Below are 18022 nucleotides of genomic sequence, written 5' to 3' on the forward strand. Positions count from 1 at the left end.
AAAAGTACAATTATAAAAAGTTTGATGGGGGGGGGTATAATGCTAATACATGTAGTTATAATATGACGTTTGGAAGATTCAAGGAATTGTGCGGATTTGCTTATTTATGACTTTTAAGCACGTTAAACAATTGTTTATTTTGTGAATGCATACTCTACAGGTGTATAGTGTATACGTTATAATTTATATGAGATTTGGGCGTAATATTCTACAAATTTATATTGGTTGGATTAAGGAGAAGTAATGGCTGTTAGCAAGGATTTGCGTGGTGGTTCGGTTAAAAGAGCACTTCATAAAGCTGAGAAGGCTAATAAAAATCCTAATGCTAAAAAAGCTGTGAACGCCAAAAAGACTACGTCGCTAAAGGCTACGGCAGTAAAACCTGCTCGTTTTAATCGCGGTGTTGCTGGCGTTGCTGTTGCTTCTACTTTAGCCATGATGCTTCCGTCCGCGGCGGCTTCTGCATTGCAGATTAACCAGCAAAATATTGTTGATAGTGCAAATGTTGTTAGTAAAGCTGGCAAGGGTAACTCGCGATCGCAAGAGCTTAACATGCTTCGCTGGGGGGTAGGAGCTAGAAGAGAAAGCAGGCAGACTAAGGCTTTTGTGGAAATTGCGCGGCGTGAGATTGAAGCGCAAAAGCAGCGTGAAAATGTTGAGAACGTTCAGAATACGCAGACTGCAATTTCTTCTGAGGATTTTAACGGCGATAAGTCTGCTACGCCTACAAAGACGTCTGAAATTAAAAATACAGCTTCAGGCTCAAAGGCAAATGTTACTTCTTCAGAAAATACAGCAAGTGCTACTGAATCGGCTAATCCACCAGCTAGTGCTCAGTCCTCTGAGTCTGCGAAAGTTAAGCAGTCAGAAGTAAAGCCAGTTGATACTCCTGCAGTGAATCAACCTGTGCAACCGACTACAAAGCCAGAATCAGCGCCAACTGCAAAACAAGATGAAAAGAATCCAGCAGAAGTAAAGCAACCGGAAGTAAATGCTGGTGAAGTTAATACGTCTGAAAATAAGCAGCCTGCAGCTGAGCAGTCTGTAAATGCTGAAAGCTCGAAGCCTGCAACTGAGCAGAATACAAATGCACAACCTGCAAGCACTCACGCAGAAAATGCGAATACAGCAAGCGATGCAAGCACGCCCAAAGTGCGTAAGCCTAGGTCTGCTGATGGCGGTGATAGTGCTGCCGATGGGAGTAGTGTACCTTCTGCGGCAAGCGTGACTGCATCTTCTGCTGCGACTCCTGCAAATAATGCGCCTACATCTACGACTGCGGCTCCTGCAGCTAATACACCTGCACAGTCTGCTCCTGTAACTCCTACAAGTACAGGTTCTGGAACTGCAGCTAAGCCAAGTGCAGCTACAACTGCACAAGGAAGTGCAGAAAGCTCTGCTCAAGGTTCGCAAACCAATACACACGGTGCAACTACAGGCGCCACAGGCGAAGATAAAAGCGCTACGCCTTCAACTCCTGGCTCAACACCTGCTCCAGAGCCTCGGTCTACTTCGAACAATCAGCCAACGACTTTACCTTCTTCTACACCGGCCGCTGGCACACAGAACGCTGGCACAACTAACGCAGCAACTGATCCAAATAGCCAGGTAATTAAGCCGAATGAGCAGAATCCAACGGCCGGTGACCAGCAAACTGCCAACGATCAGGTGCAAACTGACAAAAAGCCAAAAGCTACATACAATTTGCAAATTCGCTATACGATTGGCGGTGCTGCGAATAAGCAGCTTGTGCAGCCGTACGAGCTTACGATTGACGAAGGTAAGCTAAACAATCTTGATAAAGATTACGAATACATTGAGCTTCCAAAGGCTGCTGGATACCGCCCATCCGTATATCATTCTGGTGATTACCAGTACTACGTTAAAAAAGGTGAGGGAGATAACAGCAAGTTCGTTATTGACGACGGTACGAATGCGGATGCTATTCGCTACTTGCGTTTGAATAAGAAGCTGATTACTGATTATGCTGTGAAGAAAAGGCAGGCTGTTGAAAGCAACAACAGTGCGCAAACTTCGCAGAATACATCGTCTACGCAGTCGGGTTCAGATGACGGCATTCAGTACTACGGCGAGTTGAACATCAACTACGCTCCTAAAACAGCTAAGTACTATGTGCGTCATTTGGTGCAGGATCTCGATCATAAGGATGAGTTCCACGATGCTCCGAATTTGGGTATAGGTAAAGTAATTACTGTAAAGCATAAGGATGGCAGTACTGAGAGAATACACGTTACGGAGATTACTGGCACGGTTGGTTCAGATGTTAGTGCTGTTTCAACGTATATTCCAGGCTATGAACCGGAGCATAATCTTATTAGCTCGCCGCTTTCGGATTCTGCGGATGAAAAAGACAAGTTGGTTTTGAACCTTCGCTACTACCGTAAAGCGTATGAAGTTACTTATGATTCTGTTGGCGGCACGGATGTTACTGCTCAAAAAGTGTATTACCAGCAACCTGTGCCAAAAGTTGCAACGCCAACTAGGCGTGGCTACACATTTAAGGGTTGGTCTGTAGTAGATCCTAGCAAAAAGATTGATCCGCTTTATGCTAGGAATGATATTGTTTCTCTTGATGACTACAAGATGCCGGATCACAATGTGCAATTCCTCGCTAATTGGGAAGCGAACAATACTACTAGCTACCGCGTGAACGTGTGGGTGCAAAAGGCGGATTTGGTTGATAAAGAGCATCCAGAGTCGCTTGCAAACTACGACTTTGTTGGTCTTGTTGAGCGCAAGAATGTGCAAACTGATAGTGACGTTGCGCTTGATAATATGGATGATGCTGGCGTTGCTAATGATACTAGTAAGCTTAATGGCGAAAGCGTAGATGATTATGTAGAAAACCCGGAACTCGGCTTAACGAAAGAAGAGCTGCAGGGTACAAAAGCGAATAAATACAAAGACGGCTTAATTGAAAAGTTCAACTGGATGAACGATACGCATGTAACAGACTTAGATGGGTACGATACTGAGAATCCTGATGATCCAAAAAATTATACTGTAAATGCTAAGGGCGAAAGAGTTTATAAAGATAACTTCACGCGCTACTTCCACGTGAATAAGGAGCTTACTAAAAAGCTTAACACTGAGGAACATTATCTTGTGCCGGGCCGCTCAGATTTAGGCAAACGCAGTAAATCGAAGCTTTGCGCGGACGACTTAAACAACACTCTTAACTTAGTTTACGACCGCAAGACTTACGAGCTTATTTTTGCTAAGCCTGCTGGAGTAGTTAATGGTAACAATGCTGCTATAAAAAGAAAAGACGAGCATGGAAACACAACTATTTATTGCTATGCTGGCGGCGGCAATTGCTCAGATAAGTATGATAAAAGAGACAAAGATGATGATGACAATACAATTAACCATAAAGGTTACCGCGTAAATGTTCGTTACGGTCAAAAGCTTACTGATATTTGGCCTGATGTAAATGAATTAGATTTTAATGAAACTGCAGGCTCTCTTGGGTGGCAGATTGGATATGCAGGGGAAGTAAAGTATCGTGACACTCCTCCGTATCGTTTTACTAAAGAAGAATTTGCTGACCCTCGTTGGCGTGTAGTGGGTGATAAGAAAGCGCCTAAAATTAGCGATAATCCTGATAGTGATCCAGATAGTACATACGAGCTAAAAGATAATCAGCGTCTGCTTACAGCTGATTCCAATAAGAGCCAGGTTATTCCTATTCAGGTAATCATTGAAAAGCAAAGTATTTCCTCTGCTAAAAAAGGCAATGTTCCAGGCGATGATGATTATGTGCTTTCAACAGATTCGTATAGAAAAGATGATACTGAAAGCACGGAATACCTTCATAAGTCTTCATCCATAGCTGGTTTTAACTCTGTTAAAAAAGAGGGTCGTATAGATCTATATGATAATGGTGATTTTGATTATGATAAATTACCAGAACTATATGAACTTTCTATTGAATATAAAAAAGATGCTGAAAAAACAGAATGGGATGATTTAGATGATGATGTGAAAGAAGCTTTTAAGGAAAAGTATCATGTAGGCTTCCGTGATCACTTAGCTGGTGTAGGCGAAGACTCAGAAGAAAAAGAGCAAAACGGCTACCTTGTATTTAAATACAACCGCCAGTCGTACGCTGTGCAGTTTTATAATGCGGACGGCAATGCTATAACAAAAGACAATGTCGCTGCTACAGAAAAACTGCCGTTTGAGTATAGCTTGACTAAGCGCGGCAAAAAAGATTTGACGGGCGAAGACAAAGATTTATACGGAAACGATACGTCTTACGATGCTTCTGTAACTAAAAACGATGCTAAAGATACGTCTAAGCAGTTCGATGGCAAGTACACTTTTACGCTTAATGGTACTAAGTATTCAATCATTCGCCCTGATAATTTGCCAAAAGACTACGTGTTTAAAGGCTGGGCTGTTGATCAAGCCGGCACTAGGTTTATAAATGGCGAAAACAAAGATATTACAATGCCAGTTAACGGCATTAAGCTTTACGCTGCGTGGGGTGCTCCAACTGATATTCAGCACACTGTAACGTTTGACTACAATATGCCGAAAACTGACGAAAACGGCAATGAAATAGGTGGCTCCGACGTAGTTACGGAAAAGCAGTTCGATCACTACCAAGTTATTGACGAAAAGAAAATAACCACTCCAGTGCGCAAAGGCTACGACTTCTACGGCTGGGAGCTTGTTAAAAAGGGCGATCAGGTAGTAGCTGCTAATACTCCGTACGCTTTTGGCAACAAAGTAGTAGAAGATATAACGCTTAAAGCTGTGTGGATTGAAGATACTCGCTACAACGGCACTTTTAAGCACATATTCTTAAAGCCAGGGTACACGATTGCTGATTATAAGACTGCTACTGATGCTGCAGCCAAGGCCGCGATGGTAGACCACGTTTCTACTCAAACAGTTTCCGGCTTGCGCGAGCATTTGCGCTACAATGCGGAGGCAGTCTACAGTGACGAAACGCACTTCCCAGATAAGCATTTCACTAGCTTTGAAGCCTCGAAGGACGAGAATAATAATACTGGCGAGTTTATTTACCAAACGTACAATACACGCAAGTATAAGGTTCGCTACGTAACTATTGGTGAGGATGGCAAAGAAAAGGAACTTCTTCCAGAAAGCGAAGTCAGCTCTGTAAATCGAAAGTACGACGTAGCGTTCTACAAGCCGATTGAAGGCTTTATGCCGGAAAGTACGCAGCAGAATATTGAATACGCTACTGGCGAAGATGGCAAGCAAATTGGCGAAAAAACAATCACCTTCAAGTATAAAGACGTACGCGTGCTTAAGCGTCAGGATGATGCTCAGCATCGTCCAGATCACTACACGCGCTACGTGTTCAAAGTGGATGATAAGCAAGGCTCTATGGGTAGCGTTGTTGACTGGCAGAACAACAATGTAGCTGACGGCTCTGCTCTTGTGTACGATGCGATTAAGGGCACGAAGGCATATCAGATGCCGCTTCCAACAGTTAAAGCGAAGCCTGGATTTGAGTTTGCTGGTTGGACTTCGCAAATCGGTTCGTATGCCCCTGGCTCTGCGAAGCTTGATTATGCTACCGGCTTAACGCGTTTGCCGAAACGCTCCGAAGAGCAGAACAGCCCTGAAGTAATTTACACCGCTAACTTCAAGCTAAAAGCTCCCGTTGCTACAGCTCCGCAAGTGCTTACGCCAACTGAGAATATTAGTACTACAAGTAGTGATGCTAAGAAGCTTATAACGAATGCTGATGAGTATCCGAATGATGCTACTTTCAGCTTTGCTGGCGGCGCAACATTCGATAAAACTCCAGGTTTGCACAAGATTAAAGTGCAAGTGCATCTTGATGGAAATACTGCTGAAGCTGAAGTGCTGTACCGTGTGCTGCCGGATTTGGTGTACGCAAGCGATTGGGAGAAGTTTAGCCAAAGCGATTACGGTAAAGATCATATTAACGACTACGCGCCTATCACCTTTACTGGCAAGAACGATGAAGGCACTATTATTGGTCACGATACGACTGGCACTACTCCTTCTACTGTCGGAACAACTACGCTAACTGCTTACGTTTACAAAGGTAAGGATGTTAGAATCCGCGTGCCGCAAGCATTCGGTAAGGATCACAGCAGAGATAATTACCACTATGTGTTTAAGGGTTGGGCAACTAAGGTTGTAGAACCGACTACTGAGAATCCGAAGCCAAAACAGAAGTACGATATCGATTCTGAAGGTCGTTATAAAGATGTTAATGTTAAGGTTGACGATAATTCCGGCAAAACTTACCACGCTGTTTACAAGAAGATTGAATACTTCTCGAGTTCGTCCGACGGCGGTGAAGTTCCTAAGGATGCTGTAGTTGCAATCTTCAAGCCTGCGCCAGGACGAAAGTGGAATGATGACACAAGTGGTCCTAAAGTGTTCTACGTAAAGAAGGGTACTGATCTTGAAAAGATTACAAAAAACGGAAGTAAAGCATTAGACTGGCTTAATAGTCAGCTAACTGGTGCTACTGGTAAGTGGTCTAGAAGCAGTATGCGTAACGATGGTATTAAGGTTGACACCATTCCAAATGTTGCTGAGTCTGAAGGCAAGTGGATTGTCAATGAATCATTCCAAGAGTTCGTGGCAGATCAGGAGCCTTTAGCTACTCCAGATGCTAGAAATGATACTTTGCTTGCAATTCGTGGAGATAAAAGTACTCTTCCAGAGCCAAAAGATTACATTGCTAATTATGCTGTTTTTGACGGCGATAATAAGAATCCAAATGTTAAGAAAATTGATGTAAAGTATGCATCTACTGCTCCAACTATTGATAAAGCTGGCGTTTACACTGTTCCGTTAATAGTTAGTGTGACTTATAGTGACGCGGACACCGTTGACTATAAGACTGTTGGCAAGCTTAAAGTAATGCACGACTTGATTTACGGTGAAAATGTAAATGATCTTGGCACTAGTCCAACTGAAGATGATAAAAATGAGCATGACAAAATAGCTAGTGAGTATAAGAAGGTTAACTTCATTACGAATAATAGTTATGGAACTATGGCTAAAGGTTCTCGCACTTTGTTCTACGCACATACGAACAAGACTTCTGGTGTGCGTGCACCGCAGGCTATTGGCAAGGATTATGACGCTGATGGATACCATTACGAGTTCGTTGGTTGGAAGAAGCTTGCTAGCTTTACAAAAGATAACAGTAGTGCTGAGACTCTTACTACTGATAACGTTAAGTCAGACGAAATTTTGCAAAGCTCAAGCATATTGAAAAGTGCGTATGAAGCTGACACTACGTATCAAGCGGTTTATAAGCGCGTAGAGAACGTAATTGACGCTTCCCAGCAAGACGAGATTCCAGACGGTTACGTTGCGACCATATTCCTTCCAGGATTTGGCAGAACGTGGGCTGACGGTTCGTATAAGCCAAAGCTGCTGTATATTCGTCACGGAAAAGATAAAGAAGATAATATTAAGTTTGCTAAGAAGGTTGCAAGCGACACTGCTGCAACGCTTTCCGGTTTTACAAAGTGGCAAATGTATGATGCAAAGAGTCGTAAGTCAAACATACTCTTACATGACAATTGGGATATTAGCAAGCCGCACATCTTCGTTGCTGAGCAAAATGGCGTTGACGATGTGAAGATTCCAGAAACAGTTATTGGCGTTGGTGAGGGTATTCCAAACATTAATAAGCTCGTACATAACACTGACCCTAGAGTGAGTGTATCTATAGATGAGAATGTTAAGGTTGATGTTTCAAAGCCTGGAATTTCAACAATTATGGTGAATGTAACTAAGCCTACTGATGAAAAAGATAAGACTACAGGAAAGCAAAAAACTGTTACAACTAAGTTGCCTGTGCGCGTGTACGTTTTGCCAAAAGTTATTGCAGATAACGATTTGCCAGCTAAAGGCACTGCTGCAGCTAAGTTCATAGAAAAGAACTATACGAAGGTGACGTATGTAGCTGGAGATGGCGGAAGTTTGCAAAAATCGCCTCTTAAGAATGCTGGAGGCGAGCTAGTTTCAGTATATTGGGTGCGAAACGACGCTACTGATTTGCTTATGCAGGTTCCAGACGTGCTTGCAAATAATGGCTACGTGTTCAAGAATTGGTCGCCTAACACGACTGAAAAGCCAGCGGCTCCGGCAGATAAACGCAAGGCCACAGAAGAAGAACGAGAAGCTTTGGCTCGAATGGCAATTATGGATGGTATGCCATATGTAGCAAAGTTGATTCGTAACTCAGATAAATCTACGCTTGCTGCTTTGCAAAATCTGCTGAACGAAGCGCAAAAGCAACATGCTGCGCAAGTCTACAATGCTAAGCGTGAAGAATTAGCTAAAATTGCAGAAATGGATGGCAAATCTTACGTAGCTAAATTGATTCGTGATTCTCGCCATTCTTCAATAGAAGCGTTGAAGAATTTGCTAAGTGAAGCGAAGATTGATGTTGATAGCATTGTTGAAAAGAATCTTCAAAGAGATAACCTTGCAAAAATTGCTAAAGAAGCTGGAAAGGAAAAACTTGCTGAAGAAATTAGTAAATCTAATGATTCCTTAACCGATTTGCGTACGAAGCTAGAGAAGGCAGGAATAGACTTAACATTTGCTAATTTTGAGAACGAAATTGATAGTTATGTTCTTGATGAACAGCGAGAAGTGCTCGCTGAGCTTGCTGATGAAGCAGATAAGCCATCTGTTGCAAAGATAATTCGCAGCTCCAAGAAGTCTAGTTTGGAAGCTTTGAAGCAGGTTTTGCGCAATGCTGGAGTAAATCCAGAGATTTCGCTACCAGAGCCACAGCCAACGCGCGAAACTACTATTACTGCAAACTTCGAGCAGATGGATCCTGTGGAGTTTAAGTTTAGCGGCAAGGCGGTTGAGGGTGTTCCTGCAACGTTTACGCTTGCAAACTTAACTAAGGGAGTTCTTAAAGATGATGGAACAACTGATACAAACGCAACCGTTTCAGTGGATGGTAAGCCGTTTACTGTTAATGCGTTGTCTAGTAGTAGTAGTTTGAAACAGCTTGGAATTTCTTATTCTTGCGAAGGCACTACTTGCACAATTTCTGGTACGCCTAAGATTGTTGATGGTAAGAAGGTTGTTGAACTTACCTTTACGAGTGTAGATAAGTATGGTCGCAAAGCTGTGGTGACGGTCGATATTGAAGTACTTCCAGCATCGAATGATGTTAATCCAACGCCAACTCCGGAGCCACAGCCGGAGCAGCCAGTTCCAGCGCCTGTTCCAACGCCTGAGATTCCGTTTGTACCAGATTTTGCGCATTCTGTGATTCCTGAAGCTCAAGTTATAGAGCCTGAGGTTGAGCAGCCTGAGCCAGAAGAGCCACAACCAGAGCCAGAGTCAAAGCCTGCGCTCGCTAAAACTGGTAGTAATGTTGCGCAATCTGCAATAATTGCCAGCCTGTTAGCGTCTGTTGGTTTAGTTGGATTCGTTGGAAAGCATCATCGCAAGCGTGAAGACAAAGAATAACTAAATGCGTCGAGGGTGGTGACTAGAATAACGAAGGTTCCGGTTCACGCTTAGCTATTGGGGCTTTGCGACCCGGGTCGCCCGAATTCCATAGGAGACATTATGAAGCAGGGTATTCATCCCGATTATCACGCAGTGCAGGTTACCTGCTCTTGCGGAAGCACTTTCGTAACTCGTTCCACCGCTGATGGCGATCACATGACGGTTGACGTGTGCTCAAAGTGCCACCCATTCTATACCGGCAAGCAGAAGATTCTCGACACCGGCGGCCGCGTGGCTCGCTTCGAGAAGCGCTACGGTAAGAAGACTAAGTAGCTTTTATGACGCCAGCCCTGCTTTCGTGTAACTCGCGGAATCGGGGCTGGCGTTTTATGTGCTAAATTAAATATTTTTAACTTAAGGAATATGATGGCTGAGTCAGTAGATGAACAATTCCCGGCAGCAGTTACCGCGTTAGAAGAATACCGCGATATTGAAAGTCGCATGGGAAGCCCGGAAGTTGCGTCAAACCCGGACGCTATTCGAAAACTCGGCCGTAGGCACGCAGAACTCGGCTCAATCGTAAACGCTTACCTAAATTACAAACAGCTTTGCGACGACTTTGAAGCCGCAAACGAAATGGCAAGCGACGACCCAGATTTTGCAGAAGAAGCTAAGCGCTTAGAAGCGCAGCTTCCAGCAGCAAAAGAAAAGCTACGCACGGCGCTAATTCCTAGGGATCCGGATGATGCGCGCGATATGATCATGGAAATTAAAGCTGGCACGGGCGGCGAAGAAGCGGCACTATTTGCTGGCGATTTATTGCGTATGTACATGCGTTACGCGGAAAAGCGCGGCTGGACTACCGTAATCCAAAGCGAAAATTCAACGGAACTTGGCGGCGTAAAAGACGTGCAGCTTGCTATTCGTGCAAAAGGCACGCCTGCTCCAGAAGATGGCGTGTGGGCAAGCATGAAGTATGAGGGCGGAGTGCATCGCGTGCAGCGAATCCCAGTTACGGAATCGCAGGGGCGCATACAGACTTCCGCAGCCGGCGTAATCGTGTTCCCAGAAGCAGACGAAGATGACGACGAAATCGAAATCGATCCAAAAGATTTGAAGATTGACATTTTCATGAGCTCTGGCCCTGGCGGACAGTCCGTGAACACTACTTATTCCGCGGTTCGCATGACGCATATTCCAACCGGAATTGTTGTTAGCATGCAGGATGAGAAGTCGCAGATTCAAAACCGTGCGGCAGCTTTACGCGTGTTAAAGTCGCGCTTGCTCGCCATGAAGCATGAGCAGGAGGCAGCAGAAGCTGCTGATATGCGCCACTCACAAGTGCGTTCGTTGGACCGTTCTGAGAGAATCCGCACGTACAATTTCCCAGAAAATCGTATTGTAGATCATCGTACGAATTACAAAGCTTATAATCTTGACCAGGTTCTTGACGGCGACTTGCAGCCGGTTATTGACAGCGATATTCAGGCGGATGAAGCCGACCGCTTAGCGCAAGCCAAGTAAGTAGCCGATTAAGTTAAGTAAGTTAAGTCAGTACGTTAAGTAAGTAACTTAAGTAAACTAAGTAAAATTTCTAAACGGTTCTTAAAATGCGCGAACTTTTGCAAAATGCTATTGCGCGTCTTCGTGAAGCAGGCGTGGAGTCTGCAGAATACGACGCGCGTTTGCTGCTGGCTAAAGCTTGCGGCGTAAGCTTAGCTGAGCTGAACAAGGCGCTAATACTCGGCGATTTAACCGATTTTTCGCAAGATTATGCTAGTAAATATAGCGATTTTGTTTCTAGGCGTGCTTCGCGCGAGCCGCTGCAGCATATTGTTGGTCGCGCGCCTTTTCGCTACTTGGATTTGCAAGTTGGCAAAGGCGTTTTTGTGCCGCGGCCAGAAACGGAAATTGTTGTTGAAGCTGGATTGGATTGGCTTAGAGAGTCTGGTATTAGCAAGCCTACGGTAGTCGATTTATGCGCAGGATCGGGCGCAATCGGATTGTCGATTGCAACGGAAGTTGCAGACGCGCAAGTATGGGCTGTAGAAAAATCTCCTGAAGCTTTCCAATATTTGCAAAAAAATTTTGAAGAAACTGCAAAAAAGTGGGAAAATATTCAGATTTTCAGTCGCTATCATGCTGTGCTTGCAGACGCAACCAAAGCGCATATTTCGGATTGTATGCCGGAACTTCACGCAATTTGCGGCAAAGTAGATTTAGTAATAACGAATCCGCCTTACGTGCCGGAAAATCAAGTTCCGGAACAGATTGAAGTGCGAAAATACGATCCGCCGCTTGCGCTTTATGGCGGCTCTGCGGACGGCTTGCTTATTCCGGAGCAGATTATGTGCGCGGCTTTTACGCTTCTTAAGCCTGGGGGAGTGATGGTTATGGAGCACGATATTTCGCAAGGAGATGCGCTTAAAAAGTATGCGGAAAGCGTAGGCTTTTCGCGTGCGCGCGTTGGAAACGACTTAACTGGCAGACCGCGGTACACTTTTGCGGAAAAGTAAAATTTTAATCAAAAATAAAACTTGACTCAAACAGAATAAAATAAGCAAAATAAGCAAAATAAGCAATAAAAGAGGCAAAAAATGAGCAAAATTTGCAATATCAACGAAGAATCCCTGCAAATGGCAGCGCAAATTATTAACGAAGGCGGTGTAATCGTAGTGCCAACAGACACTGTGTATGGCGTTGCATGCGATCCGTTCAATGAAGCCGCTGTTGCCAAAATTTACGAGCTTAAGCGCAGGCCGCGCACAAAAGCGCTGCAAATTTTAATGAGCGGAGTGGAAGATTTAGAAAAACTTGGGCTTTATTTGCCTTCTCCGCTGGATATTTTAGGTAAAAAGTTCCTTCCGGGCGGATATTCTCCGATTGCGCGTGCGAAGAAGGGCTCGGTTGCTTCAAATCTTGCAACGCTGTGCAAAACGAATGAAACTGATGCTCAAAACGATGCGCAAACTCAAGCAACTGAAGCAACTCAAGGCGTGCGCGTGCCGGATTGCCCTGAATTAATGCAAATTTTGCGAGTTACCGGCCCACTGGCTGCTTCTAGCGCGAATCGCAGCGGTAACGAAAGTGCAGACAGTGTAGAAGAAGCGTTTGCGGCTTTCGGCAACGAAATTCCGCTGTATTTGAACGCAGGCCCGACTCGCTCGCACGTGGCAAGCACTGTAGTTGGTGCGGATTCAAACGACGAGGATGGCATTGTTATTTTGCGCGAAGGCGTGATTTCGGAGAGTGAAATTCGCGAGGCTTTGCGAAAGTAGCGAAAATAGAGAAAATATCAAAAATAGCGAAAGTAGCGAAAGTATTTACTAATTTTGCTATACTGCCGAATCGTTACAATCAAAATAAGCAAATATATAAGACAAGCGAATATCAAAAATAGCAGAAAGACATAGCCGATGAGGGTGTACCTATTTATTGCCGCAATTGCAGGTGGGGCAACGTGGCTGATTACGCCGCTTGTGCGCCATCTTGCGATTCAAATGGGGGCTGTAGGTAAAGTTCGTGCGCGCGACGTGCACACGATTCCAACTCCTCGCATGGGCGGTGTGGGTATGCTTTTTGGATTTGCGGTCGCCATGGCTTTCGCAAGCTCAATGCCTTTTATTTCCGGGCTTTTTGCTGGAACTCACCAGCCGTGGGTGGTGCTTGCCGGAGCAGTCATGATATGCCTGCTTGGGGTATGCGACGACATTTGGGATTTAGATTGGATGCTAAAGCTTGCCGGCCAGCTTCTTATAGCCGTGTTCGTTGCGTGGGGAGGGTTGCAAATTGTAACTTTGCCGCTAGCCTCCCTAGTAACGGCGTCGCCAAGCGTATCAATCGCAATAACTGCCATACTTATTGTGGCCTCAATTAACGCAGTAAATTTCGTAGACGGATTAGACGGCTTGGCTTCCGGAATCGTTGCAATAGGCGGCATCGCCTTCGCAACCTACTCCTACATGCTCGCGCGCACGTCGCCATCCTACGCATCAATGGCAACTCTTATCGACGTTGCAATGGTGGGAATGTGTATCGGCTTTATTTTGCACAACTGGCATCCTGCGAAACTTTTTATGGGCGACTCCGGCTCCATGCTAATCGGCTACTTAATTACTTGCGCGTCGATTATTATGACCGGCCATTTGGATCCTTCCGCAGTGCACACGAGTATTTATTTGCCTGTATTTATGCCGATTTTGCTGCCGATTCTTGTGCTGTTCCTGCCGGTTCTAGACATGTGCCTGGCTATTTTTAGGCGTGTTGCTAAGGGGCAGTCGCCAATGCACCCGGATCGCATGCACTTGCATCACCGCATGCTTCGCATTGGTCATTCTGTGCAGGGCGCGGTGCTGATTTTGTGGGGATGGGCGGCGCTGATTGCGTTTGGCTCTATTATGATTCTGTTCTTTAAAGCTGTGTACGTGCTTGTTGGAATGATTATTGCGGCCGCGCTTCTTTCGGTGCTAACAATGCTTCCGTACTTGCGTCGCCGCCTTCCGGAACTTCGCAATTCGTAGCGTTTTGTGGTGCGTTTCGGCAAACGTCATAGCAAAAACGTATAGTAACTCTATGGCTACAACTGATATTAACGCGGAATCCGTGTATGCCCCTGTCCCTCCAGTTTTTGCGAAGCTCGGTCTCGCTTATGACGACGTGCTGTTGCTTCCAAACGAAACTGATGTTATTCCGTCCGAAGTGGACACTTCCACTCGTCTGACTCGCGAAATTACCATGAAGGTGCCGGCTATTTCGGCAGCTATGGATACTGTTACCGAGTCCGATATGGCTATTGCCATGGCGCGTAACGGTGGTATTGGCGTACTTCACCGCAATCTTTCTATTGATGATCAAGCTGCGCAAGTTGATATTGTTAAGCGCAGCGAGTCGGGCATGATTACCGACCCTCTTACAGTTCACCCAGACGCAACGCTCGCAGATTTAGATAAATTGTGCGGGCGTTTCCATATTTCTGGTTTGCCGGTAGTGGATAGCGAAAATCGTTTAGTTGGCATTATTACCAACCGCGATATGCGTTTTATTGCTTCCGAAGATTACGATCGCTTGAAGGTGAAGGACGTGATGACGCGCGAAAATCTCGTCACCGGTCCTTCAAATATTTCTAAGGATGATGCTCACCGCTTGCTTGCGGATAACAAGGTTGAAAAGTTGCCTTTGGTTGATTCTGAAGGCAAGCTTACAGGCTTGATTACTGTTAAGGACTTTGTTAAGACCGAGCAGTATCCGGATGCTACTAAGGATGATCAGGGCCGCTTGCGCGTTGCTGCTGGCATTGGTTTCCTTGGGGATGCTTGGCAGCGTGCGTGCGCGCTTATGGAAGCTGGAGTTGACGTTCTTGTGGTTGATACCGCAAACGGCGAAGCTCGCTTAGCTCTCGACATGATTCGTCGCATTAAGGCAGATAAGGCTTTTGACGGCGTGCAAATTATTGGCGGAAATATTGCAACTCGCCAAGGTGCACAAGCTATGATTGACGCTGGCGTTGATGCTGTAAAGGTTGGCGTTGGTCCAGGCTCTATTTGCACTACGCGCGTTGTTGCAGGCGTTGGCGTGCCTCAGCTTACAGCAGTTTACGACGCGGCTCAGGCTTGCAAGGCTGCTGGAATTCCATGCATTGCAGACGGTGGTATTCACTATTCCGGTGATATTGCTAAGGCTTTGGTTGCGGGCGCGGACACTGTTATGCTCGGCGGCACTTTGGCCGGCTGCGAGGAAGCTCCAGGCGAAAAGGTTCTTCTTCACGGCAAGCAGTACAAGCTTTACCGCGGCATGGGTTCGCTTGGTGCAATGGCTCCTCGTGGTAAGAAGTCTTATTCGAAGGATCGTTACTTCCAGGCAGACGTTACCAGCTCCGACAAGGTGGTTCCAGAAGGCGTTGAAGGCGAAGTTCCATATCGCGGACCGCTTAACGCTGTGCTTTACCAGCTTCTAGGTGGTTTGCACCAGTCTATGTTCTATGTTGGTGCGCACAATATTAAGGAATTGCAGGAGCGTGGCCGCTTTATTCGTATTACGGATGCTGGCCTTCGCGAATCTCATCCTCACGATATTGTGATGACTGCAGAAGCGCCAAACTACAGCGGTTTCCACAACTAAATCGAGTGGTGCTCGTGGTGCGCGATTAAATCGCGTATAAATCGCAAATAATTTTGCTCTAAACGGCGAAAAGTTACGCAAGTTCCTCACAACTTGCCTGCTTTTCGTCGTTTTTAGTACGCGCCTCGTCTGTACGAAGATGTAGGCTGATGGGTTCAAAAAAAATATTAGGAAAGGAACGAAAATGGCTGAAGCTAAGGAAGATCTTACGTTTACGCCGGAAGAGTCGCGCTTAATTTGGATTGATTGCGAGATGACTGGACTCGATATTTTCCATGACGAATTATGCGAAGTATCTGTAGTTCCAACTGATTTTAATTTTAAAGTTCTCGACGACGGTATTGATTTAGTGATTAAGCCAAGCGACGCTGCTGTGGCTCATATGAACGATTTTGTGCGCAATATGCACACTTCTTCTGGACTTGTTGACGAGTGGAATAAAAACGGTTTGCCGTTGGAAGAAGCTCAAAAGCAGGTAGTTGAGTACGTAAAGCGCTTCCTGCCGGCTCGCGGAAAAGCTCATCTTGCTGGAAACTCAGTCGGCTCCGACAAAAAGTTCCTCGACCGCTACATGCCGGATTTAATGGCAAATCTGCACTATCGCGTAATCGACGTAAGTACGTTGAAAGAGATTTCGCGCAGGCTTTACCCAGACGTTTACCGCAATAAGCCGGCAAAACATGGCGGTCACCGCGCGCTCGCGGATATTATTGAGTCGATTGACGAGCTTCGTTACTACCGCGACATGATGTTCGTTCCAGCTCCAGGCCCAAACGAATCACAAGCAAAAGCCGGCGCGCAGCATATTGAAAGCACGAGCTTGCTTCGTGACTACGAACGCCGCGGAGAAGCGCTAGAAGACGTAAATTCTGCAGAAAAGCGCGACTATTAAACGCAATAGCGCAAATAAAAGGTACTGCCAATGAAGCAATCCGAAGCCTTAACCATAATCGACGCTGGCGCGAGCGCGTTCATTACCGGCGCTCCGGGTGCAGGTAAAACCTACGTATTAAACGAAGCTATTCGCGAAATGCGAAAGAACGGTTTAAGTGTTGCCGTGACTGCTTCTACCGGCATTGCGGCAACACATTTAAACGGTCAAACAATTCACTCTTGGAGTGGTGTTGGAGTTTCAAACGCGCTTACGGATACGCTTCTTAAAACCATTAGATCTAGGCGCGGAAAGCGCATAAAAGCCACGGACGTGCTCGTGCTGGACGAAGTTTCAATGATCCACGCGTGGCTTTTCGACATGGTTGATGAAGTATGCCGTAAAGTGCGCAAAAATCCCGCTCCTTTCGGCGGTCTCCAAGTAGTTATTTCGGGCGACTTTTTTCAGCTTCCGCCTGTAAGCACTTCTATGCGAAATCGCGACGTGTTCGAACCTAGCCCGGAGTTTATTTCTTCGCGCCAAAAGTATGCTGCAGCAGGCAAAAATCCGGAAGGCTATATTACAGAATCCTTCGCATGGGACGCTTTAAAACCTGTTGTGTGCTACTTAACTGAGCAGCATCGTCAGGATGACGGCAAGTTACTTGACGTTTTAACAGATATTCGTAGCGGTCTAGTAAGTGATGACGATAAGCAAGTGCTTTCCAGTCGTCTTGGCGAATATCCTCAAGACGACGAAGTTGCAGTGCATCTTTTCCCAACGAACTCGCAAGCAGACGGATTAAATAATGCTAAACTTGCGCAAATTGATGCTGATACTCACGAGTTTGTGGCAACGGAAGCTGGGCCTAAAAATCTTGTTGATCGCTTAAAAAAGAATATGCTTGCTCCGGAGCGTTTAGTTTTAAAGGCTGGGGCTGCTGTGATGGCTTTAAGAAACGATCAGGAAAAGCAGTATGTAAACGGCTCGGTTGGGCGAGTGTTGCGTTTTGCGCCTGAATCTAAGGGCGGATGGCCGATTGTTGAGTTTGAAAACGGCAATATTGTAACTCTTAAGCCTGCCGCGTGGGAAATGACGGATGGCGAAACGGTTCTTGCTAGTGTAAATCAAGTGCCTCTTCGTTGCGCGTGGGGAATTACGATTCATAAGTCGCAAGGTATGACGCTTGATGCTGCAGTAATGGATTTGCGTAGAACTTTCGCTCCTGGAATGGGTTACGTAGCGCTTTCGCGTGTGGAAAATCTGCAAGGTCTTTACTTAGAGGGTATTAACGAGCGCGCGTTTAGTGTTTCGGCGGATGCTGTACTTCTTGACGGATCTTTGCGCGATGCTTCAAGACGCGCGAGTGAGGTGCTTTCTAGCGAGGGTGCTTCCGCGTTTGTTGCTAAAAAAGCAGATGTCGATTTTGCGGATCAGCAGGAACTTGATATTTTTGCAAGTACTAACAACGACGAGTTTGGATTCGATAACGAGTTTTAGTTGAAAATTACGTATTGTGAGTTTGTTTAGTAGTGTAAACAAGTGTTTATGTCCTCATGC

9 protein-coding genes are annotated in these 18022 nt (G+C 45.6%); all 9 read left to right on the forward strand.

Translation table 11 applies throughout. The annotated features are described in order from the left end of the window. Nucleotides 1-243 precede the first annotated feature (243 nt). The 9 genes from NG78_RS00105 to NG78_RS00065 all read left to right on the forward strand — a co-directional run bounded on the left by NG78_RS00105 (nucleotide 244) and on the right by NG78_RS00065 (nucleotide 17962). The gene (locus NG78_RS00105) at nucleotides 244-9492 is read left to right on the forward strand and encodes an InlB B-repeat-containing protein (protein WP_004135535.1); all 9249 of its coding nucleotides are present in this window, start codon (nucleotides 244-246) and stop codon (nucleotides 9490-9492) included. Nucleotides 9493-9594: 102 nt separating this feature from the next. After that, nucleotides 9595-9807 carry a 50S ribosomal protein L31 gene (rpmE, locus tag NG78_RS00100; protein ID WP_004118797.1) on the forward strand — a complete coding sequence of 71 codons (213 nt, stop codon included), beginning with the start codon at nucleotides 9595-9597 and terminating at the stop codon, nucleotides 9805-9807. A gap of 93 nt (nucleotides 9808-9900) precedes the next feature. After that, complete coding sequence (prfA, locus tag NG78_RS00095; RefSeq protein ID WP_004135537.1) at nucleotides 9901-10998, forward strand: peptide chain release factor 1; 1098 nt, start codon at nucleotides 9901-9903, stop codon at nucleotides 10996-10998. An 86-nt stretch (nucleotides 10999-11084) separates the two neighbouring features. Then, on the forward strand, nucleotides 11085-11990 hold the full coding sequence (gene prmC, locus NG78_RS00090; RefSeq protein WP_004135539.1) for a peptide chain release factor N(5)-glutamine methyltransferase: 906 nt from the start codon (nucleotides 11085-11087) through the stop codon (nucleotides 11988-11990). Between the two features lie 81 nt (nucleotides 11991-12071). After that, the gene (locus tag NG78_RS00085; protein ID WP_004135541.1) at nucleotides 12072-12752 is read left to right on the forward strand and encodes an L-threonylcarbamoyladenylate synthase; all 681 of its coding nucleotides are present in this window, start codon (nucleotides 12072-12074) and stop codon (nucleotides 12750-12752) included. A 138-nt stretch (nucleotides 12753-12890) separates the two neighbouring features. Further along, entirely contained in the window at nucleotides 12891-13994 is a 1104-nt protein-coding gene (locus tag NG78_RS00080; protein WP_004135543.1) for an MraY family glycosyltransferase, read from the forward strand. A 52-nt stretch (nucleotides 13995-14046) separates the two neighbouring features. Further along, on the forward strand, nucleotides 14047-15591 hold the full coding sequence (gene guaB, locus NG78_RS00075; RefSeq protein WP_004135544.1) for an IMP dehydrogenase: 1545 nt from the start codon (nucleotides 14047-14049) through the stop codon (nucleotides 15589-15591). A gap of 184 nt (nucleotides 15592-15775) precedes the next feature. Then, on the forward strand, nucleotides 15776-16483 hold the full coding sequence (gene orn / locus NG78_RS00070; protein ID WP_004135546.1) for an oligoribonuclease: 708 nt from the start codon (nucleotides 15776-15778) through the stop codon (nucleotides 16481-16483). A gap of 30 nt (nucleotides 16484-16513) precedes the next feature. Continuing rightward, entirely contained in the window at nucleotides 16514-17962 is a 1449-nt protein-coding gene (locus NG78_RS00065) for a PIF1 family DEAD/DEAH box helicase (protein WP_004135548.1), read from the forward strand. The last annotated feature ends 60 nt before the right edge of the window (nucleotides 17963-18022 follow it).

Source organism: Gardnerella greenwoodii 00703Dmash, from assembly GCF_000263635.1.
GTDB classification, from domain to species: domain Bacteria; phylum Actinomycetota; class Actinomycetes; order Actinomycetales; family Bifidobacteriaceae; genus Bifidobacterium; species Bifidobacterium greenwoodii.

Bases quoted from the DNA above. Each gene is read 5' to 3' on its own strand.
- orn (WP_004135546.1), top strand. From the start codon at position 15,776: ATGGCTGAAGCTAAGGAAGATCTTACGTTTACGCCGGAAGAGTCGCGC.
- NG78_RS00105 (WP_004135535.1), top strand. From the start codon at position 244: ATGGCTGTTAGCAAGGATTTGCGTGGTGGTTCGGTTAAAAGAGCACTT.
- prmC (WP_004135539.1), top strand. From the start codon at position 11,085: ATGCGCGAACTTTTGCAAAATGCTATTGCGCGTCTTCGTGAAGCAGGC.
- rpmE (WP_004118797.1), top strand. From the start codon at position 9,595: ATGAAGCAGGGTATTCATCCCGATTATCACGCAGTGCAGGTTACCTGC.
- NG78_RS00080 (WP_004135543.1), top strand. From the start codon at position 12,891: ATGAGGGTGTACCTATTTATTGCCGCAATTGCAGGTGGGGCAACGTGG.
- prfA (WP_004135537.1), top strand. From the start codon at position 9,901: ATGGCTGAGTCAGTAGATGAACAATTCCCGGCAGCAGTTACCGCGTTA.
- NG78_RS00085 (WP_004135541.1), top strand. From the start codon at position 12,072: ATGAGCAAAATTTGCAATATCAACGAAGAATCCCTGCAAATGGCAGCG.
- guaB (WP_004135544.1), top strand. From the start codon at position 14,047: ATGGCTACAACTGATATTAACGCGGAATCCGTGTATGCCCCTGTCCCT.
- NG78_RS00065 (WP_004135548.1), top strand. From the start codon at position 16,514: ATGAAGCAATCCGAAGCCTTAACCATAATCGACGCTGGCGCGAGCGCG.